Annotated in this window: 28 protein-coding genes; 16 read left to right on the top strand and 12 right to left on the bottom strand. The window is 71.2% G+C overall.

Annotation, left to right across the window (positions count from 1 at the left end; translation table 11 throughout):
• Positions 1–56: 56 nt before the first annotated feature.
• Together QSK39_RS04415 and QSK39_RS04410 are read right to left on the bottom strand one after the other, a co-directional pair.
• A complete protein-coding gene (locus tag QSK39_RS04415; protein ID WP_284744351.1) occupies positions 57–941 on the bottom strand; it encodes an ABC transporter permease subunit in 885 nt (294 codons plus the stop codon).
• On the bottom strand, positions 941–1,966 hold the full coding sequence (locus tag QSK39_RS04410) for an ABC transporter ATP-binding protein (RefSeq protein ID WP_285476374.1): 1,026 nt from the start codon (positions 1,964–1,966) through the stop codon (positions 941–943). The genes QSK39_RS04415 and QSK39_RS04410 overlap by 1 nt, the downstream gene beginning before the upstream one ends.
• Positions 1,967–2,309: 343 nt before the next feature.
• Between QSK39_RS04410 and QSK39_RS04405 the strand changes: the two genes are divergently transcribed.
• The 3 genes from QSK39_RS04405 to QSK39_RS04395 are packed head-to-tail and all read left to right on the top strand — an operon-like array spanning position 2,310 to position 5,484.
• Positions 2,310–2,975 (top strand): response regulator transcription factor, encoded by a 666-nt coding sequence (locus tag QSK39_RS04405; RefSeq protein ID WP_285476373.1) that lies wholly within the window; start codon positions 2,310–2,312, stop codon positions 2,973–2,975.
• The gene (locus QSK39_RS04400) at positions 2,968–4,326 is read left to right on the top strand and encodes a sensor histidine kinase (protein WP_285476372.1); all 1,359 of its coding nucleotides are present in this window, start codon (positions 2,968–2,970) and stop codon (positions 4,324–4,326) included. The genes QSK39_RS04405 and QSK39_RS04400 overlap by 8 nt, the downstream gene beginning before the upstream one ends.
• A gap of 45 nt (positions 4,327–4,371) precedes the next feature.
• The gene (locus QSK39_RS04395) at positions 4,372–5,484 is read left to right on the top strand and encodes an acyltransferase family protein (RefSeq protein ID WP_285476371.1); all 1,113 of its coding nucleotides are present in this window, start codon (positions 4,372–4,374) and stop codon (positions 5,482–5,484) included.
• Between the two features lies 1 nt (position 5,485).
• On the opposite strand, the gene ald is transcribed toward QSK39_RS04395, so the two are convergent.
• Entirely contained in the window at positions 5,486–6,601 is a 1,116-nt protein-coding gene (gene ald, locus QSK39_RS04390) for an alanine dehydrogenase (protein WP_285476370.1), read from the bottom strand.
• Between the two features lie 172 nt (positions 6,602–6,773).
• On the opposite strand from ald, the gene QSK39_RS04385 reads away from it, so the two are divergent.
• Positions 6,774–7,706, top strand: a complete 933-nt coding sequence (locus QSK39_RS04385; RefSeq protein ID WP_285476369.1) for a zinc-binding dehydrogenase — start codon at positions 6,774–6,776, stop codon at positions 7,704–7,706.
• Positions 7,703–8,122 (top strand): pyridoxamine 5'-phosphate oxidase family protein, encoded by a 420-nt coding sequence (locus tag QSK39_RS04380; protein WP_285476368.1) that lies wholly within the window; start codon positions 7,703–7,705, stop codon positions 8,120–8,122. Before QSK39_RS04385 ends, QSK39_RS04380 begins: the two co-directional genes overlap by 4 nt.
• Positions 8,123–8,168: 46 nt before the next feature.
• Here QSK39_RS04380 and QSK39_RS04375 read toward each other — a convergent pair whose 3' ends face one another.
• Positions 8,169–9,080, bottom strand: a complete 912-nt coding sequence (locus QSK39_RS04375) for a zinc metalloprotease (protein WP_285476367.1) — start codon at positions 9,078–9,080, stop codon at positions 8,169–8,171.
• 162 nt (positions 9,081–9,242) lie between these two features.
• Complete coding sequence (locus tag QSK39_RS04370; protein WP_285476366.1) at positions 9,243–10,793, bottom strand: PucR family transcriptional regulator; 1,551 nt, start codon at positions 10,791–10,793, stop codon at positions 9,243–9,245.
• A 50-nt stretch (positions 10,794–10,843) separates the two neighbouring features.
• Between QSK39_RS04370 and QSK39_RS04365 the strand changes: the two genes are divergently transcribed.
• Positions 10,844–11,464 carry a class I SAM-dependent methyltransferase gene (locus QSK39_RS04365; RefSeq protein ID WP_285476365.1) on the top strand — a complete coding sequence of 207 codons (621 nt, stop codon included), beginning with the start codon at positions 10,844–10,846 and terminating at the stop codon, positions 11,462–11,464.
• Here the strand turns inward: QSK39_RS04365 and QSK39_RS04360 are convergent.
• Together QSK39_RS04360 and QSK39_RS04355 are read right to left on the bottom strand one after the other, a co-directional pair.
• A complete protein-coding gene (locus QSK39_RS04360) occupies positions 11,461–11,898 on the bottom strand; it encodes a VOC family protein (RefSeq protein ID WP_284744341.1) in 438 nt (145 codons plus the stop codon). The genes QSK39_RS04365 and QSK39_RS04360 overlap by 4 nt on opposite strands.
• Positions 11,895–12,233 (bottom strand): PadR family transcriptional regulator, encoded by a 339-nt coding sequence (locus tag QSK39_RS04355; RefSeq protein ID WP_284744340.1) that lies wholly within the window; start codon positions 12,231–12,233, stop codon positions 11,895–11,897. The genes QSK39_RS04360 and QSK39_RS04355 overlap by 4 nt, the downstream gene beginning before the upstream one ends.
• A gap of 58 nt (positions 12,234–12,291) precedes the next feature.
• On the opposite strand from QSK39_RS04355, the gene QSK39_RS04350 reads away from it, so the two are divergent.
• Positions 12,292–12,678, top strand: a complete 387-nt coding sequence (locus QSK39_RS04350; RefSeq protein ID WP_284744339.1) for a VOC family protein — start codon at positions 12,292–12,294, stop codon at positions 12,676–12,678.
• Here the strand turns inward: QSK39_RS04350 and rdmE are convergent.
• On the bottom strand, positions 12,675–14,213 hold the full coding sequence (gene rdmE / locus QSK39_RS04345) for an aklavinone 12-hydroxylase RdmE (protein WP_285476364.1): 1,539 nt from the start codon (positions 14,211–14,213) through the stop codon (positions 12,675–12,677). The two genes, QSK39_RS04350 and rdmE, sit on opposite strands and share 4 nt — an antisense overlap.
• Before the next feature lie 164 nt (positions 14,214–14,377).
• Here rdmE and QSK39_RS04340 point away from each other — a divergent pair, with 164 nt between their 5' ends.
• The 4 genes from QSK39_RS04340 (at position 14,378) to QSK39_RS04325 (ending at position 17,407) form a co-directional block, all read left to right on the top strand.
• Positions 14,378–15,688 carry a bifunctional o-acetylhomoserine/o-acetylserine sulfhydrylase gene (locus QSK39_RS04340; RefSeq protein ID WP_285476363.1) on the top strand — a complete coding sequence of 437 codons (1,311 nt, stop codon included), beginning with the start codon at positions 14,378–14,380 and terminating at the stop codon, positions 15,686–15,688.
• The gene (gene metX / locus QSK39_RS04335; protein WP_285476362.1) at positions 15,685–16,803 is read left to right on the top strand and encodes a homoserine O-acetyltransferase MetX; all 1,119 of its coding nucleotides are present in this window, start codon (positions 15,685–15,687) and stop codon (positions 16,801–16,803) included. The genes QSK39_RS04340 and metX overlap by 4 nt, the downstream gene beginning before the upstream one ends.
• Positions 16,804–16,870: 67 nt before the next feature.
• Complete coding sequence (locus QSK39_RS04330) at positions 16,871–17,098, top strand: hypothetical protein (RefSeq protein WP_285476361.1); 228 nt, start codon at positions 16,871–16,873, stop codon at positions 17,096–17,098.
• Between the two features lie 51 nt (positions 17,099–17,149).
• The gene (locus tag QSK39_RS04325) at positions 17,150–17,407 is read left to right on the top strand and encodes a hypothetical protein (protein ID WP_502873242.1); all 258 of its coding nucleotides are present in this window, start codon (positions 17,150–17,152) and stop codon (positions 17,405–17,407) included.
• Here the strand turns inward: QSK39_RS04325 and QSK39_RS04320 are convergent.
• Complete coding sequence (locus QSK39_RS04320; protein WP_284744335.1) at positions 17,335–17,553, bottom strand: hypothetical protein; 219 nt, start codon at positions 17,551–17,553, stop codon at positions 17,335–17,337. The genes QSK39_RS04325 and QSK39_RS04320 overlap by 73 nt on opposite strands.
• A gap of 16 nt (positions 17,554–17,569) precedes the next feature.
• Positions 17,570–18,448 carry an AurF N-oxygenase family protein gene (locus QSK39_RS04315; protein WP_285476360.1) on the bottom strand — a complete coding sequence of 293 codons (879 nt, stop codon included), beginning with the start codon at positions 18,446–18,448 and terminating at the stop codon, positions 17,570–17,572.
• A gap of 80 nt (positions 18,449–18,528) precedes the next feature.
• Between QSK39_RS04315 and QSK39_RS04310 the strand changes: the two genes are divergently transcribed.
• Positions 18,529–19,158: a TetR/AcrR family transcriptional regulator gene (locus QSK39_RS04310; protein ID WP_285476359.1), complete on the top strand. Its 630-nt coding sequence runs from the start codon at positions 18,529–18,531 to the stop codon at positions 19,156–19,158.
• Here the strand turns inward: QSK39_RS04310 and QSK39_RS04305 are convergent.
• Positions 19,155–19,655 carry a hypothetical protein gene (locus tag QSK39_RS04305; protein ID WP_155541161.1) on the bottom strand — a complete coding sequence of 167 codons (501 nt, stop codon included), beginning with the start codon at positions 19,653–19,655 and terminating at the stop codon, positions 19,155–19,157. The two genes, QSK39_RS04310 and QSK39_RS04305, sit on opposite strands and share 4 nt — an antisense overlap.
• Positions 19,656–19,701: 46 nt before the next feature.
• Entirely contained in the window at positions 19,702–20,292 is a 591-nt protein-coding gene (locus tag QSK39_RS04300) for an SACE_7040 family transcriptional regulator (protein WP_285476358.1), read from the bottom strand.
• A 411-nt stretch (positions 20,293–20,703) separates the two neighbouring features.
• Here QSK39_RS04300 and QSK39_RS04295 point away from each other — a divergent pair, with 411 nt between their 5' ends.
• The 4 genes from QSK39_RS04295 to QSK39_RS04280 all read left to right on the top strand — a co-directional run bounded on the left by QSK39_RS04295 (position 20,704) and on the right by QSK39_RS04280 (position 26,363).
• Positions 20,704–21,474 (top strand): SGNH/GDSL hydrolase family protein, encoded by a 771-nt coding sequence (locus QSK39_RS04295; protein WP_285476357.1) that lies wholly within the window; start codon positions 20,704–20,706, stop codon positions 21,472–21,474.
• A gap of 136 nt (positions 21,475–21,610) precedes the next feature.
• On the top strand, positions 21,611–23,224 hold the full coding sequence (locus QSK39_RS04290) for a carboxyl transferase domain-containing protein (RefSeq protein WP_285476356.1): 1,614 nt from the start codon (positions 21,611–21,613) through the stop codon (positions 23,222–23,224).
• A gap of 2 nt (positions 23,225–23,226) precedes the next feature.
• A complete protein-coding gene (locus QSK39_RS04285; RefSeq protein WP_285476355.1) occupies positions 23,227–25,212 on the top strand; it encodes an acetyl-CoA carboxylase biotin carboxylase subunit in 1,986 nt (661 codons plus the stop codon).
• Entirely contained in the window at positions 25,209–26,363 is a 1,155-nt protein-coding gene (locus QSK39_RS04280) for an acyl-CoA dehydrogenase family protein (RefSeq protein WP_285476354.1), read from the top strand. The genes QSK39_RS04285 and QSK39_RS04280 overlap by 4 nt, the downstream gene beginning before the upstream one ends.
• Positions 26,364–26,387: the final 24 nt, after the last annotated feature.

Below are 26,387 nucleotides of genomic sequence, written 5' to 3'. Positions count from 1 at the left end.
CGGCCCCCGTGGGCGACTCAGTCGAGTCGCTCACGGGGCCGTCACGGACTGCGGAACTACGTGATGTCGCGGCGCTGGTTGCCCGCCCAGCCGAGGCCGAAGAAGACCATCGTCCAGGCGAAGAAGATCAACGCCGAAGCCCACCAGGAGAGCACGCCGGGCGCCGCCGCGGTGTACTGCAGCAGCAGCTGCGCCCCCGTGTTGACGTCGTCGGGCAAGTTGAGCGAGTTGAACCCGAACGCGTCCGCGGCGATGCCGCCGACGATGCCGTTCGCGGTGCCGTTCGGCAGGATCCCGCCCAGCAGGGTCGTCTGGCCCCAGAGCAGGATCACCAGCACGTTCTCCACGATCAGGAACCACACCAGGAACAGCACGACCGCCAGCGGCACGCTGCGCAGCACCGCGCCGAACCCGATGCCGAACAACGTCACCAGCACCGAGGCCAGCACCGTCCCGCCGAGCGCGGCCAGCCACTGGCCCGCCGACGGCCAGCGGCCCGAGTCGACCGACGACATGACGGCGATCGCCGAGACCCCGAAGCTGACCAGACCGTAGATCGCGCCCCACGCGACGTAGGTGAGCATCTTCGCGGCCAGGGCCGTGATCCGGTTCGGCGCGGTCAGGAACGTCGTCGTGATCGTCTTGCTGCGGTACTCGCCGGCCAGCGCGAAGATGCCGAACAGGCCCGGGACGAGCTGCGCGATGTTCACGCCGTGCGCCAGCGCGAGCAGCCCCACCGGCACCTGGTTCGGGTCCAGGCCGATCAGCCGGGTGACCTGCCGGGCGTCACTGTCCGAGCTCAGGAAGTCCGCGAAGTCGTTGGTGATCTTGCCCCACGCGAACGTCAGCCAGAACGCCACCAGCGCCAGCGGGATCAGCAGCACCCACCACGTCTTCAGCGAGAGCGTCTTGCGGAACTCCGCCTTGATCAGGTTGCCCATCACTGCTGCGGCCCTCCCCAGTACTGCTGCTGCTGGTGCTGCGGGCCCGACGGCGGATACCCCGGCGGCGGCGGTCCCTGGTACTGCGGCGGCGGCTGCTGGTAACCCGGCCCGCCGGCGTACTGACCCTGCGTCAGCTGGAAGAACATCCGCTCCAGGTCGGCGTGGTCCTCCTGCATCCCGTAGACCGCGATACCGGCCTTCGCGGCGATGTCACCGATCTGCTGGACGCTCGACCCGGCGACCGCGACCCGGCCGTCCGGCGTCGGCGAAACGGCGGTGATGCCGTTCTCCTGCAACGCCTTCACGAGCGCGCCCGGGTCCGCGGGCTGCACGAGCACGCGCGACTGCTGGCTCTTGCGCAGCTGGTCGAGCGAGCCGTAGTAGCGCGTGACGCCCTGGCTGATGATCACGACCTGGTCGATCAGCTGCTCGACCTCGTTGAGCAGGTGGCTCGAGACCAGCACGGTCCGCCGCTGCTCCCGCGCGTACGAGCGCAGGAAGTTCCGCAGCCACAGGATGCCCTCCGGGTCGAGGCCGTTCGTCGGCTCGTCCAGCACCAGCACCTGCGGGTCACCCAGCAACGCCGTCGCCAGCGCGAGCCGCTGCCGCATGCCGAGCGAGAACCCGCCGGCCTTCCGGTCCGCGGCGCTGCCCAGGCCCACCAGGCCGAGCACCTGGTCCGCCCGCTGGTCGGGCACCCCGATGGCCGCCGCGTACACGCGGAGGTGGTTGCGCGCCGTCCGGCTCGGGTGGAAACCCTCGTTCTCCAGCACCGAACCCACCACCCGCGCCGGGTTCCCCAGCTGCGAGTGCGGCCGCCCGTTGATCGTCGCCGACCCCGCCGTGGGCGTCACCAGCCCGAGCAGCATCCGCAACGTCGTCGTCTTCCCGGCGCCGTTCGGGCCGAGAAAGCCCGTCACCGAACCCGGTTCGACCGTGAAGCTGAGGTTCTGCACCGCGTTCACCGGACCGAACTGCTTGCTCAGGTTCTGCACCACAATCCGGCCACTGCCGTCGTGCATACCGTCCCCTTACGTTCCCGCTGATGCGGCGTCATCCTGCCCTACCCGCGCCGCCCGCGCGCACGGAACGGCCGAACCCGCCGGAAGCGACGTTCGTCACGTTCAGCTACCGGACGCTTTGGCCGTTGCACGGCGCTGACCTGAGGTTTCGCCGTCGGGGTGGTCCGCGGGTCAGATCAACTTGGTAAAGAATTCGCTCGACTTGCCGACCCGGTGCAGCGAAGTCCGGCCCGGACCTCTAAGCTGGGTGTCGGCGGCCCGCTCCCAATGACCCCCAGGTTGGTTGAGCGGGTCGCCGCTTACGTTCCCGGGTCCTCCGCACACCTTGTGGCATCGTGGCGCGGTGCGGATCTTGCTCGTCGAAGATGAACGGCGGCTCGCCGAGGCGCTGCGGGCCGGGCTGAGTGCCGAAGGCTATGCCGTCGATGTCGCCCACAACGGGCGGGATGCGCTCTGGCTCGCCACCGAACACCCCTACTCCGCCATCATCCTCGACATCATGCTGCCCGGCCTGAACGGCTACCGCGTCTGCCGGCGGCTGCGGGACCAGGGCGACTCCACCCCCATCCTCATGCTCACCGCCAAGGACGGCGAGGACGACGAGATCGAGGCCCTCGACACCGGCGCCGACGACTTCCTGCCCAAGCCCTTCTCCTACGGCGTCCTGCTCTCGCGGCTGCGCGCCCTCATCCGGCGCGGCGGCGCCACCCGGCCGGGGGTCCTCAAACTGGGTGATCTCGAACTCGACCAAGCCGGGCGGACCTGTCGGCGCGGCGGCACCGACATCTCCCTCACCGGCAAGGAGTTCGCCCTCCTCGCCTACCTCGTCCAACGGCCGGGACAGGTCGTCACCAAGGCCGAGCTGCTCGACAACCTGTGGGACTTCGCCGCCTCCGCGACCGCCAACCTCGTCGAGGTCCACGTCAGCGCGCTGCGGCTGAAGCTCGGCACCGAAACCATCCGGACCGTCCGCGGCGCCGGCTACCTCGTGACGACGTCCGGTGCCTAGCTTCCTGCGCTCCACCCGGTTCCGCGTCGCGGTCACGGCCTTCGCCGCTTCGGCCGTCGCGCTCGGCGCGGTCTCCGTCTGGTTCGTGCTCCAAGCCGAGGGCCGCCTCCGGAACGCCGCCACCCAGCTCGCCGACGCCCACGCCGACGCGATCGTCCAGCTCCTGAACACCGGCGCCCGCCCCGCCGACCTGACGCTGCTCGTGCGCGACTCGATCTACGAGGTCAAGGACCAGGCCGGCCGGAGCGTCGCGTCCTGCCCGGTCCTGCGCGACGCCACCCTGGCCGCCTACGACACCGACGTCACGCTCGCGCCCTACGAGTTCGACCGCGCGAGCCAGGCGTCCGTCGGCTGCGGCCCCGAACTGGGCGACCTCGACGACCACCTCACCCTGCACGTCGTCCACGCCGACAGCGGAGACAGCAAGTACGACGTCTTCGCCGCCGTTGCGATCGACCCCGAAGGCCAGGCCGCCGTCGACTCGGTCCGGACCGTGCTCACCTTCGGCGTCCCCGCGGTCGCGCTACTTGTCGGCGTCATCGCGTGGCTCGCCGTCCGCCGGTCGCTGCGCCCGGTCGAGGCCATCCGCGGGGAGGTCGCCGAGATCGGCGCGCACGACCTGAGCCGCCGCGTCCCGGCGCCGCGCACCGGCGACGAGATCGCGCGCCTCGCCGGGACGATGAACACCATGCTCGCCCGCCTCGACGAGGCCGTCACGCGCCAGAGCCGGTTCACCTCCGACGCGTCGCACGAGCTGCGCACCCCGCTCGCCTCCCTGCGGACGCAGCTCGAAGTGCTGCTGGCCCACCCCGACCGGCTCGACTGGCGGCACTCCTGCGAGAACGCGCTGCTCGACGTCACCCGGCTGCAGGACCTCGTCGCCGACCTCGTGCTGCTCGGCAAGCTCGACCACGCCGGGCCGGACCGCCTCGAACCAGTGGCCCTGCCCGAAGTGATCGAGGCGGTCGTCGCCGGGCGGGAGAAGATCGACGTCGAGGTGACCGGGACGCCGGTGGTGCGCGGCCACCGGTCTCGGCTCGAACGGCTCCTGCGCAACCTCGTCGACAACGCCCAGCGGCACGCGGTGTCCCGGGTCGCCGTCGAGGTGTCCGCGGCGGACGGGTGGGCTGTGCTGTCGGTCACCGACGACGGGCCCGGCATCCCGGAAGCGGACCGCGAGCGCGTCTTCGACCGCTTCGTCCGCCTCGACGACGCCCGCGCCCGCGACGACGGCGGATCCGGGCTGGGCCTGGCGATCGTCGCCGACATCGCCCGCGCCCACGGCGGCACGGCCGCGGTCGAAGGCGGCAGCCGGTTCGTCGTGCGGCTCCCGGAGCTGAAGACGTCTTAAGCCCGCTTCAGGCTGGGTTCAGCGTCCGGGATCGACGCTGCGGCCATGATCATCTCCTGGCGGCCGCTCGACCACGCCGAATACCGCTCGTCGTCGTGGTTCCCCGGCCTGACCGGCCTGCGCGCGCTCGCCGCGCTGGCCGTCGTGTTCTTCCACTACGGCGGGCCCGTCGTCGACCGGCTGCAGGGCTGGATCGCCGTCCAGCTGTTCTTCGTGCTGTCCGGCTTCCTGATCACCACGCTGGCACTGCGCGAAGAGGACCGCACGGGCCGGGTCTCGCTGCGCGACTTCTACGTCCGGCGCGTCTTCCGGATCATGCCGGTGTACTTCTTGCTGCTCGGCCTGACTGCGCTGGCGGTGACGTTAACCGGCGTTTACCGGAGTAGCCGGCTCGGTGACGCGATGCCGTACTACCTGACCTTCTTCAACGAAGTCGTCGACTACAACACGCCGTACCCGACGTCGTGGTCGCTCGGCGTGGAGGAGAAGTTCTACCTCGCCTGGCCCGCGCTGCTCGTGCTGACGTCGTTCGCTCGCACCGGCAAGACCGCGCTGCGCCTGCTGATCGGCGCGGGCGCGGTGGGCTTCGTGCTCGGCGTGCTGCCGCTGGCGCCGTCCCACCAGTGGGCGAGCCTGTCGGTGCACTACGGCTCGCTGGTCGTCGGGTGCCAGCTCGCGCTGGCGCTGCACCACCCGCGCGGGTTCGCGGTGCTGCGGCCGCTGACCAGCCCGGCCGCGGCGGTGCTGGTCGCGCTCGGGTTCTGCGTGCTGCAGCTGTCGGTCAAGCCGCTGGGACAGGCGCTCGGCGGGAACTGGCAGTTCGTCGTTCCGATCTACGCGGTGGGCGCGGCGCTGCTGCTCGTCGCGGTGCTCGCGCGGGGGCCGGTGCGGCGGCTGCTCGCGAGCCGTCCGCTCACCTACCTCGGCGATCGGTCCTACGCGCTCTACCTGGCCCAGACCGGGGCCGCGGGCGTGACCGGGCTCTTGCTGCCGACCGGCCTGCTCAAGGCCGCCGCGACCGCCGCCGTCGCCCTGCTCTTCGCGTGCGGCCTGCGGCGGTGGGTGGAGCTGCCCGCGATCGCCTTCGGCCGTCGGCTGGTGGCGAAAGGGGAGCGGGCCCCTGCCGTGGAACGACAGGGGCCCGCTCGGGTGAGGTAGGTCAGGCGAGGACGGTCTCCAGCGCCGTGTGCGGCAGGTCGTGCGCGACCGCGACCGGGCCGTTCGTCAAGGCGCCCGCGTGCGTGTTGAGGCCCTTCGCCAGCGCCGCGTCCGCCTGCAGCGCGGCCTTCCAGCCGTGCTCGGCGAGCTGGACCGCGTACGGCAGCGTCACGTTCGTGAGGCCGTAGGTCGACGTCCGCGGCACCGCGCCCGGCATGTTCGCGACGCAGTAGAAGACGGACTCGTGCACGGTGTAGGTCGGGTCGTCGTGCGTGGTCGGGCGCGAGTCGGCGAAGCAGCCGCCCTGGTCGATCGCGATGTCGACGAGCACGCTGCCGGCCTTCATCCGCGACACGAGCTCGTTCGAGACCAGCTTCGGCGCCTTGGCGCCCGGGACCAGCACCGCGCCGATGACCATGTCGGCCTGCAGCACGGACTCCTCGACCGACAGGCGGTTCGACGTCACCGTGCGGATGCGGCCGCCGAAGTCGTTGTCGATCTGGCGGAGGCGGTCGACGTTGGTGTCCAGGATCTCGACGTCCGAGCCGAGGCCCAGCGCGACGCGGGCGGCGTTGAGGCCGGCGACACCGCCGCCGATCACGACGACACGCGCGGGGTGCACGCCGGGGATGCCGCCGGGCAGCACGCCGCGGCCGCCGCTCGGCTTCATCAGCGAGAACGCGCCGACCTGCGGGGCCAGCCGGCCCGCGACCTCGGACATCGGGGCGAGCAGCGGCAGCGCGCCGTTGGCGGTCTGCACGGTCTCGTAGGCGATCGCGGTGGTGCCGGCGGCCAGCAGCGCGTCGGTCAGCGGCCGGTCGGCGGCGATGTGCAGGTAGGTGAAGAGGACCTGGTCGGCGCGCAGCCGGGGGTACTCCTCGGCGATCGGCTCCTTGACCTTGAGGACCAGCTCGCCCTGCGCCCACGTCTCGTCGGCGGTGGCGAGGATCTTCGCGCCGGCGGCGACGTACTCGTCGTCGGAGATGGACGAACCGACCCCGGCGCCCGTCTCGACGAAGACGTCGTGCCCGCGTCCGACCAGCTCGTGCACCCCCGCGGGGGTCAGCGCGACCCGGTACTCGTGCTTCTTGATTTCACGGGGAACGGCGATACGCACGGTCGGCCTCCTGGGTCGGTCTGCGTCCGGAATCGGTGCGGTGGTGCCACTCACGGTGAACCACCCGGACGGCGGTGTCATCGTGCTGGGCGAACATTTCTTCGCGGCATTCGTGGTGCTGAGCGGACAAGGCCGTTGACTTCGACCGCGCTGGAGGTTGCAGCGTGCAGGCATGAGAGCTGTGTGGTTGCGGGAGTTCGGCGGGCCGGAGGCGCTGGAGCCGGGGGAGGCGCCGGACCCGGTCCCCGGACCCGGGCAGGTGCTGGTCGAGGTGGCGTTCGCGAACATCACCTTCGTCGAGACCCAGGTGCGCGCCGGGACGGGACCGTTCCGTCCGGTGCTGCCGGTCGTCCCGGGCAACGGCGTCGGCGGCGTGATCAGCGCGGTCGGCGAGGGTGCGGACCCGGGGCTCGCCGGGCTGCGGGTGGTGACGTCGACCGGCGGTTCGGGCGGGTACGCCCAGCGCGTCGCGGTGGACGCGGCGGCGGTGTTCGCGGTCCCGGACGCACTGGCGCTCGACGCGGCGGTGGCGCTGCTCGCGGACGGCCGCACGGCGACGGGTCTGGTCCATGCCGCCAGGGTGCGGCCGGGCGATCGAGTCCTGGTCGAGGCGGCGGCGGGCGGCGTCGGCGGCCTGCTGGTCCAGCTGGCGAAGGCGGCGGGCGCATCGGTGGTCGCCGCGGCGGGCGGACCGGCGAAGGTGGCTGCGGTGGCGGGCGCCGACGTCGTCGTGGACTACCTGCTGCCGGACTGGACGTCGTCAGCGGGCGAGGTCGACGTGGTCTTCGACGGCGTGGGCGGAGCGATCGGCACGGCGGCGTTCGGCCTGCTGCGCCCGGGCGGCCGGATGGCGGTGTACGGCCTGGCGGGCGGTTCGTGGGCGGAAGTGTCCGAAGAGGACGCTGCCGCGCGCGGGGTGTCGCTGGTGCGCTCGATCGGGAGCCCGGCCGAGATGCGGGGGTTCACGGAGTCGGCGTTGTCGGAAGCCGCGGCGGGACGTCTGGTGCCGGTGATCGGCCAGCGGTTCCCGTTGGAGAAGGCGGCGGACGCCCACGCGGCGATGGAATCCCGCGCGACGGTGGGCAAGACGCTGCTGGTTGCATGAGCGGGTTCGACGTCGATGGGTTCCTCGCGCTGCCGCTCACGGCGCGGGTCGCCACGGATGGACCGACCGTGCGGCCCACGTGGTACCTCTGGGAGGAATCCGCTTTCTGGATTCTCAGCGGCCCGTGGTCGCGGCTGCCGCAACGGATCCGGATGCGGCCACGGATCGCGCTCGCCGTCGACGTCTGCGACCTCGGAACCGGGATGGTGCGGCAGGTCCTGGCGACCGGCGACGCGGACCTGCGTCCCTTCGACGTCGCCCGCGGGCGACGGAAACTCGTGCGCTACCTCGGTTCCGACGAGACGCGCTGGGATCCGAGGTTCCGCGCGTACCTGCACGACAACCCGGGCACGGTCTGGGTGCACCTGCGTCCGTCCAAGCTGGTCGCGAAGGACCTCAGCTACCGGGTGCCTTGAAGGGCACCCTCATGGACATCATGAGGGTGCCCTTGAGGGAAACCCGTCAGGCGCGGTAAGCCGACCAGGAGCTGTTCATCCGCGTCGTCTGGCCCGCGGTGAACTCGTACATGCAGCCGTCGTAGCTGTAGTCCATGAAGTTGTGGATCGGGTCGTTGCCCGCCGCCGAGCAGGTGTTCTTGCTCGCCGGGCAGCCGGATGTCGCCGTTGCTTCGGCCGGCGTGTCCGAGACGTAGTCGCCCGAACCGGAGCAGCCGCCCTGGAACGTGTGGTACAGCCCCATCCAGTGGCCGATTTCGTGCGTGGCCGTGTCGCCCTCGTTGTAGTTCGTCGCCGAGCGGCCCGGGAGGGACTCGTCGAGGATCACCACGCCGTCCATCTTCGGCGCCGACGTGTAGTTCCACGGGAACGTCGCCCAGCCGAGGAGGTCGTCGCCGAGGTTGGCCGTGTAGATGTTCAGTGCGTTCTTGCCGCCCTTGCGCAGCGCGTTCTTCATGTTGCGCTCGGCGGACGTGCCGTCGGTGATGCCGTTGTACCAGGTGGAGTTGTTCGTGTAGTCCGTGCTCACCAGCGAGAAGCTGTAGCCGCTCTTCGCGTACGCGCTGTTGAGCACCGAGATCTGCTTGGTGATCGTCGCGGCCGGCAGGTTGCCGGTCGAGCCGCTGGTGATCACGTGGAAGTACACCGGGATCGAGACGGCCGCCGCGGCGAACGCCGTGCGCTTCCCGGCGAGCTTGCTCTGCATGTCCGCCTCGACGCGGGCGGCCTCGGCCGGGGACAGGCTGTCGGCGTGGCCGTCCTTGCTGCGGTCCGCGCTCTGGGTCGGGGTGAAGCAGTCGCCGGCGGGCGCCGCTACCGCGCTCCCGGTCGTGGTGCCCGGGACGACCAGGGCGACCAGCGAGAGCGCGGACACCGCACCCAGCTTGACGGCCCTGCGAAACCGCTCCGAACTGCTCATGGCCACTCCTCTGCGACGACCCGGCTACCCCGGGTGCTGCGAAGAAGGTGCGTCAGGCGGTCACCGGAATCCACCACCTTTCGGCTGGAAAAGACAATCGGTACGTTCGGCGCGATCCATGCGGAGTAGTGCATAGGTCGCGGGATGGGCCGAACGGCGCAGTCAGCTCCAGCGCAGCGCGACGAGCTGCGTGATCAGGGCCAGCCGGACGTCCGGGTCGTCGAGGTCCAGCGGCACCAGTTCCAGGAGCTTGCGCATGCGGTACCGCAGGGTGTTGGGGTGGATCCGCAGCTCGCGCGCCGCCGCGCGCGGGTCGCCGGGGTGACGCAGCCACTCGTACAACGTCTCGACGTAGCCGGCCTTGCCCGTCTCGTCGTGGGTGCGCAGGGCACTGAGCGGGCCGAGCTCCGCGACCTTCGCCCCGGCCGCCGCGGTCGCGCCGCGGTGCAGCGTCAACACCGTCCAAGCTTCGTCGAAGGTGATCACGCGCTCGTCGAGGAGCTCGGCGCGCAGCAGCCCGAGGGCTTCGTCGGCCTGGTGACGCGAGGCCGAGAGGTCGCCGATCTCGCCCGGGGCGCCGGCCGCGGCCCGCGGGGCACCGCTGCGACGAGACGGTCCCGTCTCGACGAGCGCCTCGCGTAGTTCCTCCCACCCGCCGGGGCCCGGCCGGTCGGGGACCACGGCGTAGAGCAGCCCGCCCAGCTCGGTCGCCACCGGACGGCGCCCGATGCCCTGGGAGATCCGCTCGAGCAGCGCGAGCCGCAGGCCCTCGGCGTCCCGGCCGTCGCCGCCGGTGACCTCGATGACGACCACGCGGTGCGGCTCGTCGGACAGGTCCAGCTCGGCCATCGCCTTGCGCGGGTTCGCCCGGCCTTCGAGCACCCCGCGCAGCAGTTCGGCCGACGCGCGGCGCTGCGCGTCGGTGTGCGCGCGGCGGCGCAGCAGGTGCAGCGCGACGACCGGGGCGGCGTCGGCGAAGGCGGCCGCGCGCTCGTCGGACACCGGCCCGGCGACGACCGCCCACATCGAGCCGAGCAGCTCGCCGCCCATCCGGATCGGCACGATCAGCCGCGGCAGCGTGCCGTCGCGCTGGGCCGGGACGAAGATCGTCTGCCGGCCGCGCGACAGCTCTCGGAACACCCCGCGCGAGCGGAACCGCGCGAGGACGTCGTCGGGGATGCGCCGGCCCATGATCGTCGCGACGCGGGCGGGGTCGGTGAGGTCCTGGCGCGCGGAGTAGGCGAGCACGCGGGAGTTGGTGTCCTCGATGGTCACCGGGGCGTCCACGACGGACGCGACGGCGTCGGCGAGCCGGAAGAGGTCGCCGGAGCCGGGATCGAGGTCCTCGGACTCGTCGGCGAGCGCGTCGAGGACGGTCCGCAGCAGCCACACGAGCTGCGCCCACGACGTTGCGGCGTGCACCTGGACGAGCGCGACCCCGCTGGCCTTCGCGGCGCGCTTGACGGCGGGCTTCGCGGCCAGCGGCGGCTTGAGCAACACGGCGGCGGCGCCCTGTTCGGCGCTGCGTTTCACCAGCTCGGCGGCATCTTCGGGGCCGGAGGTGGCGACCCCGAGCACGAGATCCCCGGCGGCGACGGCTCCGCCGGGTTCGGCGATGACGACGTCGGCGACGGCAGGGGAGTCGTCGGGCACTTGGAGCGCGTGGAGCAGCGTCGGCCCCACCCGGTCGACCACGCTGCGCACCGACACCACGGGCTCATTCTGGCCGAGAAACCCCTGGACGGCTCGGTAGGGTCGGAGGGGTGAGCGACGCCCGGCGGATCGTCGAATCCGGCTACGACCGCTCGGCCGAGCGGTACCTCGAGTGGAGTGCGCGGATCGCGGACGACCCGCGGCTGCGGTTCCTGGGGGAGCTGACCGACCGGCTCGACGACGGCGCCGACGTGCTCGACCTCGGCTGCGGTGCGGGCGTGCCGTGCACGGCGTTGCTCGCCGAGCGCCACGACGTCCTCGGCGTCGACCTCTCCTCGGCGCAGCTCGACCTCGCGCGGCGCAACGTCCCCGGCGCACGGTTCGAGAAGGCGGACATGGCCGCGGTGTCCTTTCCGGACGGCAGCTTCGACGCAGTCACGGCGTTCTACTCCGTGCTGCATGTGCCACGCGAAGAGCAGGGAGCGCTGTTCGCGCGGATCGCGCGCTGGCTGCGGCCCGGCGGCTGGTTCCTGGCCGCCCTCGGGTGCAGCGAAGCGAACGGCATCGAGGACGACTGGCTCGGCACGCCCATGTTCTTCAGCTCTCACAACACGGCAGGGAACCGGCGGTTGCTGGCGGCAGCCGGGTTCACCCTGGTCGTCGACGAGCCGGTGACCATGCACGAACCCGAAGGCGCGGCCACCTTCCACTGGGTCCTCGCGCGCCGCTAGACCTCGTGCGGCTTGCGGGCGTCGATGTCCTCCGGGGTGTACTGCTCGCGTTTGGTGGTGAGCGCCCAGCGGTGCCCGTCCGGGTCGACGACCCGGCCGTACCGCTCGCCGAAGAACATCTCCGTCACCGGCGCCTCCACCGTCGCCCCCGCGAAGACCGCCCGGCGCGCGAGGTCGTCCGGGTCGGGGGTCTCCAGCGTCAGCAGCAGCGGGGTCCCGCCGATCGTCGACGGTGCCAGCGCGTCCAGCGACGCGATCTCCTGGCTCACCAGCAGCCGTGCGTCGCCGACCGCCAGCTCGACGAACAGCACTGTGCCATCCGGCAGGACCGTGCGGAACAGCTCCACCGCGCCGAACGCCTTGCCGTAGAAGGAAAGCGCCGTCTCGACGTCCTTCACGAACAGGTGCGGCACCAGGCCGAGCGGGCGGCTCACGCCGACTCCGGGCGGGCCAGCAGGTCGGCGTCGCCGGCCGCCGCGACCAGCCGGCGCAGCAGCGATGCTTCGCGCGACGCGGCTTCGCGGCCGGCCGGCGTGATGCGGTAGTAGCGGCGCCGGGAGTCTTCGCCGGGGAGCTCCTCGGCCAGGCCGTCGGCGGCCAGCCGGGTCAGCGTCCGGTAGAGCGTCCCCGGTCCGAGCTGGACTTCGCCGCCCGTGACCTCGGCGACGAACCCCATGATCCCGTAGCCGTGCGCGCGCCCGCCCGGCCCGGCGGCCAGGGCCAGGAGCACCTGGAAAGCCGCGGGGGTGAGCGGGTTGCCGTCGGCCATGGGCGCAGCCTACACTCCGCCCTGGTTATATCCACCGTGGATATAGAGAGGCGGGGTCATGCCCATCCAAGGGGTCAGCAAGGTCGTCGTCGGGGTCGAGGACCAGGCGCGCGCGAAGAAGTTCTGGTCCGAAGTGGCCGGGTTCGCCGTGACGACCGACGTGCCCTACGACGACCAGGGCCGGCGGTGGGTCGAGGTCACCGCGCCGAACGGGACGATCCTCGTGCTCAGCGAGTCGCCCGAGGACCGCCGCCGCTTCGGCGAGAACGACCGGCTGCCGACGTCGAACTTCTTCTTCCACGCCGACGACATCGAGAAGACGTACGAGGAGCTGTCGGCGAAGGGCGTGGAGTTCCCCGCGAAGCCGGAGAAGCAGCCGTGGGGCTGGTGGTCGATGTTCGTCGACTCCGAGGGGAACCGCTTCGCGCTGCAGCAGCGCGACTAGCGCGAAAGGACCGCGGTCAGGACCCGCCACAGCTCGCCGGCCGGGTCCTCGACCGGCCCCCGGGAACGCCACGCCACGACGCCGTCCGGCCGCACGAGCGATGTGCCGCCCGCCGAAAGGCCGAAGCGTGACGCGACGTCGTCGAGAGTGTGGCACTCGAGGCGGATGCCGGTTTCCGCCGCGACGTCGGCCGCGGCGTGCTCCCAGCCCTCGCCGGCGCACAGCAGCACCCACGAGTGCCCCAGCAGGTCCACAGTGGACGCCGCGCCGGGCGCCCGGAACCCCGGCCGTCCGGTCGGCGCGTGGATGTCCTCGACGCGCGCGCCGTCGTCCGGCTCTTCGGAGAGCACCGCCGTCGAGCGGTAGCGGAACCCGAGGATGGCGTTCAGCATGTCCTCCGGCTCGGTGATGCCCGAGACGTCGAGGTCGGGGTGCATCCGCTGCTTCATGTTGTGCAGCGACGTGTCGATGATCATCCGCGCGATCGGGCGCCGCTCGGCCTCGTACGTGTCGAGCAGCGCCGGGCCCGCTTCGCCGCGCAGCACGGCCGCGAGCTTCCACGCGATGTCCGCGCCGTCGCCGACCGCCGTGTTGCCGCCCTGGCCGCCGGTCGGCGGCGTCACCTTCGCCGCGTCGCCGACCAGGAACACGCGCCCGGCGCGGAACCGGTCGGCCAGCCGCGCGGCGATCTCCCACGAGCCCGTCCAGACGATCTCCGGCTCCAGGTCCGGCAGGTCGGTGGCCGCGCGGATCATCGACACCAGCCGGTCGTGGCCGAAGTCGGCCGGGCTCTCGCCGCGGTCCGGGAAGTAGTCCGGCGCGAAGACGTACCGGTTCGGGACGTCGGTGTTGACCAGCCCGGCGGTGAAGTCGCCGTGCTGCAGGTAGAACAGGTCCGTCACGCCGGCCTGCACGCGGTCGCCGAGGTCGGCGTCGAACACGACGCCGAGGCAGTGGCTCAGCGCGTCCATCCCGGTGGTCCCGATGCCCAGCCGCCCCCGGATGCCGCTGCGCCCGCCGTCGGCCGCGACGACGTAGTCCGCGCGCACGACCGTCTCCTCGCCCGAGTCGCGGTGGCGCAGCGTCGCGGTGACGCCGTCGTCGTCCTGGGTCAGTTCGACCAGTTCGGTCCGGAACCGGACCCGGGCGCCCGCCTTCTCCGCGTGCGCCAGCAGGATCGGCTCGACGACGTCCTGCCCGGCCATCCCGGCGGGCATCGTCGTCGACGCCGAGACGTCGAACTCGCTGCCGTCCTCCACGAGCCGGTGCAGGACGCGGCCGGCCAGGCTGGTCGCGACGGTGATCCGCAGCCCCTGCGACGCCCGCGGGCTCACGTCCAGGACCTCGCGGTCGATTCCTGCCCAGTGGAACAGCTCCATCGTGCGCCAGTTCTGCCCGGCGGCCCGGGAGTGGACCGACGTTCCGGCGTGCCGTTCGACCGTCAGGACGTCCACTCCCTCCCTCGCCAGGAACAACGACGCCGACAGCCCGCCCAGTCCGGCCCCCACGACCAGCACCTGCACCCGCTCCACCATGATTTCCTCCCAGTCCGTAAATCTCCCTGTATGGATATCTTAGCTACAGAGATATCTCTGAGGCAAGTGGCGTAGGCTCCCAGGAGGTGGGAACGGTTGGGTACTCCGTTCGGCCCAAGTAGCTTCGAGCCGAACGAACCCCTTGAGCCGCAAGGAGAAACCCCATGAGCGCGGACGACACCTCGGCGTGGTCCTTCGAGACCAGGCAGATCCACGCGGGCGCCGCGCCGGATCCGGCCACCGGCGCGCGGGCGACGCCGATCTACCAGACGACGTCGTACGTCTTCCGCGACAGCCAGCACGGCGCCGACCTGTTCAGCCTCGCCGAGCCCGGCAACATCTACACGCGGATCATGAACCCGACGCAGGACGTGCTGGAGCAGCGCGTCGCGTCGCTCGAAGGGGGCGTCGCGGCGCTGGCGTTCGCGTCCGGCTCGGCCGCGACCACCGCGGCGATCCTGAACCTCGCGGGCGCGGGCGACCACTTCGTGTCCAGCCAGTCGCTCTACGGCGGCACCTACAACCTCTTCCACTACACGCTGCCGAAGCTCGGCATCGAGGTCACGTTCATCGACGACCAGGACGACCTCGAGCAGTGGCGTGCCGCGGTCCGGCCGAACACGAAGTTCTTCTTCGCCGAGACGCTCGCCAACCCGGGCAGCAACGTCCTGGACATCCGCGGCGTCGCCGACACCGCGCACGAGGCCGGCGTCCCGCTGCTGGTCGACAACACCATCCCCACGCCGTACCTGGTGCGCCCGATCGAGCACGGCGCCGACGTCGTGATCCACTCCGCCACCAAGTACCTCGGCGGCCACGGCACGACGATCGCCGGCGTCCTGGTCGACGGCGGCACGTTCGACTTCGGCAAGGACCCGGGCCGGTTCCCGGGCTTCACCGAGCCGGACCCGAGCTACCACGGCCTGAAGTACTGGGAGGCGCTCGGCCCGGGTGCGTACGCGGCGAAGGCGCGCGTGCAGCTCCTGCGCGACACCGGCGCGGCGATCGCCCCGCTGAACAGCTTCCTGATCCTGCAGGGCATCGAGACGCTGTCGCTGCGCGTCGAGCGGCACGTGTCGAACGCGCAGGCGCTCGCCGAGTGGCTCGAGCAGCGCGACGAGGTCGAGAAGGTGTACTACGCCGGCCTGCCGTCGAGCCCCTTCTACGAGGCCGGGCAGAAGTACCTGCCGCGCGGCGCGGGCGCGGTCCTGTCGTTCGACCTGCGCGGCGGTGTCGAGGCGGGCCGGAAGTTCGTCGACGGCACCGAGCTGCACAGCCAGCTGGTGAACCTCGGCGACGTCCGCAGCCTGATCGTGCACCCGGCGTCGACCACCCACAGCCAGCTTTCGGCGGAGGAGCAGCTCGCCAGCGGCGTGACACCGGGCCTGGTCCGGATCGCCGTCGGGCTGGAAGGCATCGAGGACCTCAAGGCCGACCTGGAGGCCGGATTCCGGGCGGCCAAGGCGGAACTGTGACGGCTGGGCCCGTCACCGGCGCCTGGCGGATCGGTGATCCGCCGGGCCGCCGGAAGTTCGTCACCGGCCCCGGCGCGCTCGCGCTCGAGGCCGGTGGCGTGCTGCCCGCCTTTTCCCTCGCCTACGAAACCTGGGGGACGCTGAACTCCGACGCGTCCAACGCGGTCCTCGTCGAGCACGCGCTGACCGGCGACAGCCACGCGGCCGGGCCGCTCGAGCCGGGGCATCCCAGCGCGGGCTGGTGGGACGGGCTGATCGGGTCCGGGAAGGCCCTGGACACCGACGAGTTCTTCGTCGTGGTCCCGAACGTGCTGGGCGGCTGCCAGGGGTCCACGGGCCCGTCGTCCCCGGATCCGGACGGAACGCCGTGGGGCAGCCGGTTCCCGGTCGTGACGGTGCGGGACCAGGTGGCGTCGGAGGCGGTGCTGGCCGACCACCTGGGCATCACGCGCTGGGCGGCCGTCGTCGGCGGGTCGATGGGCGGGATGCGCGCGCTGGAGTGGGCGGTGACGCTGCCTTCGCGGGTGGCGTCGGTGCTGGTGCTGGCGTCCACGGCGCGGGCGTCGGCCGAGCAGATCGCCTGGGCCGCGCCGCAGCTGCACGCGATCCGCAGCGACCCGTTCTTCCACGGCGGCGACTACTATTCGGCGCCGGAGGGCCCGTTTCGCGGACTCGGCATCGCGCGCCGGATCGCGCACGTCACCTACCGCAGCGAGCCGGAGCTGGCCCAGCGGTTCGGCCGGGAGTACCAGGGCGAAGAGGACCCGTTGCGGCGCGGGCGGTTCGCCGTCGAGTCCTATTTGGACCACCACGCGGACAAGCTGGTCCACCGGTTCGACGCGAACAGCTACGCGGTGCTGACGGAGTCGATGAACACCCACGACGTGGGCCGCGACCGCGGCGGCGTCGCGGCGGCCCTGGGCCGGGTGACGGCCCGCGCGGTGATCGGCGGGGTGGACAGCGACCGGCTCTACCCGCTGTACCAGTCGGCGGAGCTCGCCGCGGGGATCCCGGGAACGGCGGAGCCCTCGGTGGTTTCCTCGCCGTACGGCCACGACTCGTTCCTCATCGAGACCGGTCAGATCGCGGCGTTGACGAAGGCACTGCTGGGTTAGTACGTCCGCGTACGTACGGATTCGAGCCGCTCCACGCCGGACGACCCGGCCGCGTCGCCGCGGAACCATGACGGCCGACAGTCGCATCGAGGTGCGCGACGGCGTGCTCGTGGCGCACATCTTCACGGTGGCGCTGGTGCTCGGCCCGCTTCAATTCCTGCCGAAGGTGCGTGCGCGCAGGCGGCTCCACCGGGCGCTCGGCCGGGTCCACCTCTTCACCGGTGTGCTCCTGTCGGCACTGGCGGCGATTCCCGTTGCCTGTGGTCAGGGCGTTTCCTCACCCAAATCAGCCTGACCACCGCGGCCGTCCTGTGGCTGTTCACCGGCGGTCTCGCACCGGGCGTGGATGCTGCGCAACTACGCGCTGACGTTCCTCGCGGTCACCTCACGCGTCCTCGTGCCCGTGTTCCTGCTGGTGCAGGTGCCGTTCGGCGGAGTGGACGCGGGATCTGCCGAAACGCTGATCCCGGTGGGCCAGGCAGCAGGCTGGATCATCAACCTGCTCGTCGTCGAACTCCTGCTCCGGCGGGGTCAGCGGCCGCCGACGCGCTCTCCCAGGCGTACCAAGCGGTTCGCGACGCGACGGGACGCGCCGGCGGCGTAGTCCCCGAGCCGTTCGGCGGCGCGGTCGGACAGCTTCGCGACCCGCCACGCGACGTCGTCCGCGCGATCGCCCGCTTCGTCGCCCGCGGTCGTGATCCGGTCGGCCAAGCGGCCGGTGCCGGCGGCGAGCAAGTCCTTGAGTGCCATGGCTTTCCCCTTGCGTCTAGAGCATCCCGGCACGGCGCCACAGCACCGCGCTCGGGCCGCCGATCAGGTCGTTCTCCCGCAGGAACCGGACGAGCTTCCGAGCCCCGAACGCCAGCGTCTCCCGCCGGTGCGCGCTCGACCGGGCCGCCTGGACCGCGACACCGGGGTCGATCCCCGCGCGCAGGTACTGGCGCGGCCGGGACAGCAGCCGCGACATCAGCAGCGCGCCGACGGCGACGACGATCCGCGCGAACTCCTTGCGCCACCACGGCGCCTCCGCCAGCTCGCGGACGAGGTCGTCGCGCGCGTACCGCACGTGCCGCGCTTCTTCCGTCACGTGGATCCGCATCACCGCGCGGACCACCGGCTGCACCGACTCGTCGTCGAGGTGCTCGCGCTGCAGCGCGTCGAAGATCTCCTCGCCGATCAGCGTCGCGACCCACATCGCCGGCCCGTGGAGGAGTGCCGGGAGGGCCTGCGCGGACCGCTGCAGCCAGCGGTTGTTGCGGTAGGGCCTGCCGTCGACGCGCTCGATCAGCCGCGCGAACATCGTGGAGTGCCGGCATTCGTCGGCGATCTCGGTCAACGCGTAGTGCACGTGACGGGTCGTCGGGTCCTGGCGGTAGGACGCGCGCAGCAGCATCTGCATGAGGATGATCTCGAACCAGATCCCGACACTGACGGTGTTCACGAGCTCCTGGCGCGACAGCTCGATCCGCTGCTCGCGGCTCAGCGTGTCCCACAGCGGGGTGCCGTAGAGGGAGACGAGCTTTTCGGGGATGAAGAACTGGTCCTCGTTCAGCGGAGCGGCCCAGTGGACGTCGACGTCCGGGTCGTAGGAGAGCCGGGCGCTGGACTTGAGCAGCCGCTCGGCCGTCGCTTCGCGATCACCCATGCCACACCTCCCTGTGTCGTGTAACACTAGAACGCATGAAACATTTTCCGTCAAGTTGTAAACCAGCCTAGGGTTGAGGCATGCGCGATCTCCTGAAGCACGCGCTCGAAGCCGAGCTCCCCGGCGACGAGACCGCGGAGCGGATCATGGGCGCGGCGCTGACCCAGGCCGAGGACTTCGGGCTGCGCCGGTTCACCGTCGACGACGTCGCGCGCCGCGTCGGCCTCTCACGGGTGACGATCTACCGCTACTTCCCCAAGAAGGACCAGCTGCTCAACGCGCTGGTCCTGCGGGAGATGAAGCGGTTCCTGACGAAGGTCGACGCCGTCGTCGAGGCGCAGGCGACCCCGGAGGAGAAGCTCATCGAGGGGTTGAGCTTCTCCCTGGGGTACCTGCGCGGGCACCGGCTGCTCACCCGGCTGCTGCGCACCGAGCCGGAGCTGATCCTGCCGCAGCTGACGGTCCAGGCGGGCGGCCTGTTCGCGGCGGCCCGCACCCGGATCGCGGCGCACTTCCACGCGGAAATCGCGGCGGGCCGGCTGCGCCTGCCGGCCGAGGACGTCGACGGCATGGCCGAGCTGCTGATCCGGATCGTCGTGTCGCTGGTCCTGACGCCGGAAACGGTCCTCCCGGTCGACGACGACGTCGAGCGCCGCCGGGTGGCGGAGCTCTACCTGGCGCCGATCGTCCGCTCGCTGCGGCCGGCCTAGTCCGAGACGGCTTCCGAGATCCAGGGCGCCACCGGCAGGTCGCGGTCCAGGCACTCGACCGACAGCCGGATCGTCCACCGCAACGCCTGCAGCACCAGGCTGTCCACCTCGTCGGGCGCCGCGTTGGCCAGGGCGATCTCCACCTGCTCCTGCGCCGCTTCGGTGTTGCCGTGGACCTCCGCCAGCAGTGTCCGCACCGCGGTCCGGACCGGCGGGTCGGCCTGGTCGATCGAGACCTCTTCGCCGTCTTCGTCGAAGACCTGGACCTTCACCGGCGCGCTGCCGCCGTCGCCGAGGGTGGAGACCATCGCGCTGCACTCGCCGAACAGCAGCAGCATCAACGCTTTCGTCTCGTCCGCGCGGGCCTGGGGTTCGGCGGCCGTCGGCGCGACCTCGACGAGGGCTTCGGCGTCGTCACCGAGGCTCAGCGCCGTCAGCGCGCGCTGAGCCTTCTCGACGAGCTCCTGCTCGTTCCAGTCCGCATCCACGTGCCCCATCAAACACCAGCGACGGCGGTCGTGGGGATACCTTGATCCGGGTCGGTCATCCGGCCGCGCGGAGCGCACCCAGCGCGAGCCGGGAGAGCAGTTCGGCGAGTTCCGAGTCACCGAGATGGCGGTTGTACGGCGTCGAGTTGATCAGTCCGAACACGGCGTGTGCCGCCGACCGCGCCTCGCGTTCTCCCAGCTCCGGCATGGCTTCGCGGATCGCGCGGACCCACACCTCGACGTACTGCCGCTGCAGCGCGCGCACCTGCTTGCGATCGGCGTCGGTGAGGTTCGCGAGGTTGCGCTCCTGGACGGTGATCAGCGCCGGGTGCGCGAGCGCGAAGCCGACGTGGAACGCCACGAGCCCGGTCAGCGTGTCGTCCGAACTGCCGGGCCGGTTCGCCCACGTCGTGCCGCCGTCGAGCAGGTAGCGGCTGATCGAGTTCAGCATCTCGCCGAGGATCGCGTCCTTGCTGCGGAAGTGCCGGTAGAGCGCGGGCCCGGAGATCCCGACGGCGGCGCCGATGTCGTCGATCCCGACACCGTGGAACCCGTGGTGGGCGAACAGCTCGGCGGCCGCGGACAGGATCTGTTCGCGTCGGTTCGCCTTCTCGCCGTTCACGAGCGGAGTGGGGTTGGCCGGCATCCGGCCATACTAGAGCCGCAGGTTAGCGAGCGCTAACACCCCGTGGTCCGGGCTCGGCCGGAGTCGACGGCGACCGCGATGGCCGGCTCCGTCTCGTCTCCACTGGCCCGGGCGGCGAGCGTCCCCTGGTTTCCGGCTCGACCCGGAGTCGATCATCGCGCAACGGTCGTAGTGCCCACATCGGGAATGCCCTGTTCGGCGCACTCGGCCGCCCCCTGAAGACCCTCGGGACCCCTGGTTAGCGAGCGCTAACACTGTTCCCGTCTTCCGGCGTGGGCCGAGTGGGTTACTTACAGGTAACTAGGGGTTCCTCGTGGGGCTTCCACATGCTGTGCTTTTGGGGTCGGTTCTGTCACAAAGGAGTGGCCCATGGGGGTTCCGATCCGTCTTTCCCGACGGTTTGTCGCAAGGTTGAGCACGGCTCTCGGGGCCGTCGTCCTGTCCACTCTCGGCGTCACGGGTCTCGCCCACGCCGCCGGGACCGTCTACGCCGCACTCGGCGACTCCTACTCCTCGGGAGTCGGGGCCGGCAGCTACGGCAGTTCCGGGAGCTGTTACCGCAGCTCCAACGCCTACGGGCAGCTGTGGGCCAACGCCCACAGCGGCACTTCGTTCACCTTCCTGGCCTGCTCCGGTGCCAAAACCGGGGACGTCATCAACCAGGCCAACTCCATCCCCTCGAACGCGACCCTGGTCACGGTCACCGTGGGCGGCAACGACGCCGGCTTCAGCGACGTGATCCAGACCTGCACCCTCGGCAGCGACGCGACCTGCACCGCCCGCGTCAACACCGCGAAGACCTACGTCAACAACACCCTGCCCGCGTTGCTGACCAACACCTACAACGCGATCAAGGCCAAGGCGCCCGGGGCTCGCCTCGTCGTCCTGTCCTACCCGCGGTTCTACACCGTTCCCGGCTCCTGCTGGGTCGGGCTCAGTGACACCAAGCGGTCCGCGATCAACTCCGGCGCGGACACCCTGGCGTCGGTGATCCAGTCCCGGGCGGCGTCGGCGGGCGCGACGTTCGTCGACGTCCGGCCGTCGTTCGTCGGGCACAACATCTGCTCGTCGTCCGACGACTACCTGCACAGCCTGACCTGGCCGGTGATCGAGTCCTATCACCCGACCGTGGCCGGGCAGTCGGGCGGCTACTACGCCCCGCTGCGGGGCGCTATCGGCTGAACCCGGTCCCCTCCGGTCGTGAAGGCCATCCCGGCGTGCCGGGGTGGCCTTCACGGCGTCCGGGCGACTGGACACCCACGTTAGCGGTCGCTAACATCGAGACGGAGGTTAACGACCGCTAACGTCGAGGGAGCCCATGGACACGCCGGCACTGGGGACCACCGCTGCCCCGGACAGCGAGGCCTACGCCCGCAACGCCACATCCCACGCGGAGCTGGTCGAGGACCTCCGCAAACGTTTGTCGAGCGCCCGGCTCGGCGGGCCCGAGAAGTCGCGCACCCGGCACGTCGAACGCGGCAAGCTGCTGCCGCGGGACCGCGTCGACACGCTGCTCGACCCGGGTTCGCCGTTCCTGGAACTCTCGCCGCTGGCCGCGAACGGACTGTACGACGACGAGGCGCCCTCGGCCGGGATCATCACCGGCATCGGGCGCGTCTCCGGCCGCGAGTGCGTGGTCGTCGCCAACGACGCCACCGTCAAGGGCGGCACGTACTACCCGATGACGGTCAAGAAGCACCTCCGCGCCCAGGAGGTGGCGCTCCACAACAACCTGCCGTGCGTCTACCTGGTGGACTCCGGCGGCGCGTTCCTGCCCCGGCAGGACGAGGTCTTCCCGGATCGTGAACACTTCGGCCGGATCTTCTACAACCAGGCGACGATGTCCGCGCGCGGTATCCCGCAGATTGCCGCGGTGCTCGGCTCGTGCACCGCGGGCGGCGCGTACGTCCCGGCGATGAGCGACGAAGCCGTGATCGTCCGGAACCAGGGCACGATCTTCCTCGGCGGGCCGCCGCTGGTGAAGGCCGCGACCGGCGAGGTCGTCACGGCCGAGGAACTGGGCGGCGGCGACGTGCACTCGCGCCAGTCCGGCGTCACCGACCACCTGGCCGACGACGACGCGCACGCGCTGCGGATCGTCCGCCAGATCGTCTCGACGCTCGGCCCGCGCACACCGCGGCCGTGGGACGTCCTGCCGACCGAGGCGCCCGCTGTCGACCCAGCCGAGCTGTACGGCGTCGTCCCGACCGACCCGCGCACGCCGTACGACGTGCGCGAGGTGATCGCGCGGATCGTCGACGGCAGCCGGTTCGGCGAGTTCAAGAAGGAGTACGGCGCCACCCTGGTCACCGGGTTCGCCCGGATCCACGGCCACCCGGTCGGGATCGTCGCGAACAACGGCGTGCTCTTCGCCGAGTCCGCGATGAAGGGCGCGCACTTCATCGAGCTGTGCGACAAGCGTTCGATCCCGCTGCTGTTCCTGCAGAACATCACCGGCTTCATGGTCGGGCGCGCGTACGAGGCGGGCGGCATCGCCAAGCACGGCGCGAAGATGGTCACCGCGGTGGCCTGCGCGCGGGTGCCGAAGTTAACGGTCGTTATCGGCGGCTCGTTCGGGGCCGGCAACTACTCGATGTGCGGGCGGGCGTACTCGCCGCGCTTCCTCTGGATGTGGCCGAACGCGCGGATCTCGGTGATGGGCGGCGAGCAGGCGGCGTCGGTGCTCTCGACGGTCCGGCGCGACTCGATCGAGGCCCGCGGCGGCGAATGGTCCACCGAGGACGAAGAGGCGTTCAAGGACCCGATCCGCGAGCAGTACGAGGCGCAGGGCAGCCCCTACTACTCCACCGCGCGGCTGTGGGACGACGGCGTCATCGACCCGGCGGACACCCGCACGGTGCTCGGCCTGGCGCTCTCCACCGCGGCCAACGCGCCCCTGTCCGATGTCAACTACGGCGTCTTCCGGATGTGATGATGTTCGACTCAGTGCTGGTAGCGAACCGCGGCGAGATCGCGGTCCGGGTCATCCGCACGCTGCGGGCGCTCGGCATCCGCGCGGTCGCGGTGTACAGCGACGCGGACGCCGAAGCGCGGCACGTCCGCGAGGCGCACACCGCGGTGCGCATCGGCCCGGCGGAAGCGTCGAAGAGCTACCTGTCCATTCCGGCCATCGTGGACGCCGCCGTCTCGTCGGGTGCGCAGGCCGTGCACCCGGGTTACGGCTTCCTGGCGGAGAACGCCGAGTTCGCGCGTGCCTGCGAGGCAGCCGGGCTCGTGTTCATCGGCCCGCCGGTCGCGGCGATCGAAGCCATGGGCGACAAGATCCGCGCCAAGGCGACGGTGTCGAAGGCCGGGGTGCCCGTCGTGCCCGGCGCGTCCGATGTGGACATCCCCGCCGGCGGGTTCGCCGAGGCGGCAGCCAAGGTCGGTTATCCGCTGCTGCTCAAGCCGTCCGCCGGGGGCGGCGGCAAGGGCATGCGGCTGGTCCACGAAGAGTCCGAGCTGGACGCCGCCATCGAGTCGGCGCGGCGCGAGGCCAAGGGCTCCTTCGGTGACGACACCCTGCTGATGGAGCGGTTCGTCACGACGCCGCGGCACATCGAGATCCAGGTCATGGCCGACCGGCACGGCGCCGTCATCCATCTCGGCGAGCGCGAGTGCAGCCTGCAGCGGCGGCACCAGAAGATCATCGAGGAAGCGCCGTCGGTGCTGCTCGACGAGGCCACGCGCGCGAAGATGGGCACGGCCGCGGCCGAAGCCGCGCGCTCGGTCGGGTACGTCGGCGCGGGCACGGTCGAGTTCATCATGTCGGCGCACGACCCGGACGAGTTCTTCTTCATGGAGATGAACACCCGGCTGCAGGTCGAGCACCCGGTCACCGAGCTGGTCACCGGTCTCGACCTGGTCGAGTGGCAGGTCCGGGTGGCCGCGGGCGAACACCTCGCCATCGCGCAGGACGACGTCGTCCTCAATGGACACGCTGTCGAGGCGCGCGTCTACGCCGAAGATCCGGCGCGCGGGTTCATCCCGACCGGCGGAACGGTGCTGGCGGTGCACGAGCCGGCCGGCGAGGGCGTCCGCGTCGACTCGTGGATGACGCGCGGCGCGGTGATCGGCTCGAACTACGACCCGATGCTGGCCAAGGTCATCGCCTGGGGCCCGGACCGCGCGGCCGCGCTGCACCGGCTCGACCGGGCGCTGGCCGACACGGCGCTGCTGGGTGTCGGCACCAACACGGCGTTCCTGCGCAGCCTGCTGGCCGACGACGACGTCCGCGCCGGCCGCCTCGACACCGAGCTGGTCGACCGGCGGCTGTCCGATCTGGTCTCGTCCGACGTGCCCGCGGAGTTCTTCGTCGCGGCCGCGCTGGACCGGTTCCTGGAGCTGCAGCCGTCGGGGTCCGTCGTGGACCCGTGGGACGTGCCGGACGGCTGGCGGATGGGCGGCTCCGGCGGGGTGACGTTCCGCCTGAAGTCCGGCCAGGCCAAGGCCGTCGTCCGGGTGCAGGGCACGCCGTCGGGCGCGACGGTCGTCGTCGACGACGCCGGGCCGGTCGAGGTTTCGGCCCGGCGTGACGGCGACGTGCTCGAGATCCGGCACGCCGGCGGTTTCCACCGCTACCGCCACGCCTGCGGTCCTGATCGGACGGTCTGGCTCGCCCGTGACGGACTGAGCTTTCCCTTCGGGGAGCAGGAGTTCGTGCTCTCGTCGCGCGGCGACGACGCCGGCGGCGGGCCGGTCACCAGCCCGATGCCGGGCACGGTGCTCGTCGTGAAGGTCGCCGCGGGCGACGTCGTGAAGGCCGGCACGCCGTTGCTGGTCGTCGAAGCGATGAAGATGGAGCACACGGTCACCGCGCCGATCGACGGCGTGGTCAGCGAACTCCCCGTCCGCGTGGGCCAACAGGTCGCACTGGACGAAACCCTTGCCGTAGTGACGCCCCAAGAGGAGCAGCAGTGATCGACTTCCGCCTGGACGAGGAGTACGAGGCCCTCCGCAAGACCGTCGAGGACTTCGCGCACGCCGAGGTCGCGCCGGTCATCGGCGAGCTGTACGAGAAGGAAGAGTTCCCGTACGCGATCGTCGCGAAGATGGCGGAAATGGGCCTGTTCGGGCTGCCGTTCCCCGAGGAGTTCGGCGGCATGGGTGGCGACTACTTCGCGCTGTGCCTGGCGCTGGAAGAACTCGCTCGGGTCGACTCGTCGGTCGCGATCACCCTGGAAGCCGGGGTTTCGCTCGGCGCGATGCCGATCTTCCGCTTCGGGACGCAGGAGCAGAAGGAGCAGTGGCTGCCGTCGCTGTGCGAGGGCACCGCGCTGGGTGGCTTCGGCCTGACCGAGCCGGGCGGCGGTTCGGACGCGGGCGCGACCCGCACCCGGGCCACTTTGGACGGTGACACCTGGGTCATCAACGGCAGCAAGGCGTTCATCACGAACTCGGGCACGGACATCACGCGCCTGGTCACGGTCACGGCCGTGACGGACGTGATGGAGAACGGCCGCAAGGAGATCTCGGCGATCATCGTCCCGTCCGGAACCCCGGGCTTCGAGGTGGCACCGAAGTACTCGAAGGTCGGCTGGAACTGCTCGGACACGCACGAGCTGTCCTTTTCGGACGTCCGCGTCCCGGCGGAGAACCTGGTCGGCGAGCGCGGCCGCGGGTACGCCCAGTTCTTGTCCATTTTGGACGAAGGTCGTGTCGCGATCGCGGCCCTGTCGGTCGGGCTGGCGCAGGGTTGCGTCGACGAGTGCCTGCAGTACGTGAAGGACCGCGTCGCGTTCGGCAAGCGGATCGGCGAGTACCAGGCGATCCAGTTCAAGATCGCCGACATGGAGGTCCGCACGCACACCGCGCGCCTGGCGTACTACCAGGCGGCGTCCAAGATGCTGCGCGGCGAGCCGTTCAAGAAGGAGGCGTCGATCGCGAAGCTGGTCGCCTCCAACGCGGCGATGGACAACGCACGCGACGCGACGCAGATCTTCGGCGGCTACGGGTTCATGAACGAGTTCCCGGTGAGCCGCTTCTACCGCGACGCCAAGATCCTGGAGATCGGCGAGGGGACCAGCGAGGTGCAGAAGATGCTGATCTCGCGCCACCTCGGCGTCGCCTGACGTGCCACGAGGGGCACCTCTCGC

The sequence above is a fragment of the Amycolatopsis sp. NBRC 101858 genome, from assembly GCF_030269325.1.
Classification (GTDB): Bacteria; Actinomycetota; Actinomycetes; order Mycobacteriales; family Pseudonocardiaceae; genus Amycolatopsis; species Amycolatopsis ponsaeliensis.
Note: the sequence above shows the minus strand (reverse complement) of the source record. Positions and strands in the feature narration are given on the sequence as shown.

What these genes read in the sequence shown, in the direction of transcription:
- QSK39_RS04285 (WP_285476355.1), top strand. Translation starts at nt 23,227, where the DNA reads ATGTTCGACTCAGTGCTGGTAGCGAACCGCGGCGAGATCGCGGTCCGG.
- QSK39_RS04330 (WP_285476361.1), top strand. Translation starts at nt 16,871, where the DNA reads ATGACGGCCGACAGTCGCATCGAGGTGCGCGACGGCGTGCTCGTGGCG.
- QSK39_RS04290 (WP_285476356.1), top strand. Translation starts at nt 21,611, where the DNA reads ATGGACACGCCGGCACTGGGGACCACCGCTGCCCCGGACAGCGAGGCC.
- QSK39_RS04355 (WP_284744340.1), bottom strand. Translation starts at nt 12,233, where the DNA reads ATGGCCGACGGCAACCCGCTCACCCCCGCGGCTTTCCAGGTGCTCCTG.
- QSK39_RS04375 (WP_285476367.1), bottom strand. Translation starts at nt 9,080, where the DNA reads ATGAGCAGTTCGGAGCGGTTTCGCAGGGCCGTCAAGCTGGGTGCGGTG.
- QSK39_RS04310 (WP_285476359.1), top strand. Translation starts at nt 18,529, where the DNA reads ATGCGCGATCTCCTGAAGCACGCGCTCGAAGCCGAGCTCCCCGGCGAC.
- QSK39_RS04320 (WP_284744335.1), bottom strand. Translation starts at nt 17,553, where the DNA reads ATGGCACTCAAGGACTTGCTCGCCGCCGGCACCGGCCGCTTGGCCGAC.
- QSK39_RS04325 (WP_502873242.1), top strand. Translation starts at nt 17,150, where the DNA reads ATGCTGCGCAACTACGCGCTGACGTTCCTCGCGGTCACCTCACGCGTC.
- QSK39_RS04385 (WP_285476369.1), top strand. Translation starts at nt 6,774, where the DNA reads ATGAGAGCTGTGTGGTTGCGGGAGTTCGGCGGGCCGGAGGCGCTGGAG.
- QSK39_RS04300 (WP_285476358.1), bottom strand. Translation starts at nt 20,292, where the DNA reads ATGCCGGCCAACCCCACTCCGCTCGTGAACGGCGAGAAGGCGAACCGA.
- QSK39_RS04410 (WP_285476374.1), bottom strand. Translation starts at nt 1,966, where the DNA reads ATGCACGACGGCAGTGGCCGGATTGTGGTGCAGAACCTGAGCAAGCAG.
- QSK39_RS04380 (WP_285476368.1), top strand. Translation starts at nt 7,703, where the DNA reads ATGAGCGGGTTCGACGTCGATGGGTTCCTCGCGCTGCCGCTCACGGCG.
- QSK39_RS04340 (WP_285476363.1), top strand. Translation starts at nt 14,378, where the DNA reads ATGAGCGCGGACGACACCTCGGCGTGGTCCTTCGAGACCAGGCAGATC.
- QSK39_RS04395 (WP_285476371.1), top strand. Translation starts at nt 4,372, where the DNA reads ATGATCATCTCCTGGCGGCCGCTCGACCACGCCGAATACCGCTCGTCG.
- QSK39_RS04305 (WP_155541161.1), bottom strand. Translation starts at nt 19,655, where the DNA reads ATGGGGCACGTGGATGCGGACTGGAACGAGCAGGAGCTCGTCGAGAAG.
- QSK39_RS04315 (WP_285476360.1), bottom strand. Translation starts at nt 18,448, where the DNA reads ATGGGTGATCGCGAAGCGACGGCCGAGCGGCTGCTCAAGTCCAGCGCC.
- rdmE (WP_285476364.1), bottom strand. Translation starts at nt 14,213, where the DNA reads ATGGTGGAGCGGGTGCAGGTGCTGGTCGTGGGGGCCGGACTGGGCGGG.
- QSK39_RS04350 (WP_284744339.1), top strand. Translation starts at nt 12,292, where the DNA reads ATGCCCATCCAAGGGGTCAGCAAGGTCGTCGTCGGGGTCGAGGACCAG.
- QSK39_RS04415 (WP_284744351.1), bottom strand. Translation starts at nt 941, where the DNA reads ATGGGCAACCTGATCAAGGCGGAGTTCCGCAAGACGCTCTCGCTGAAG.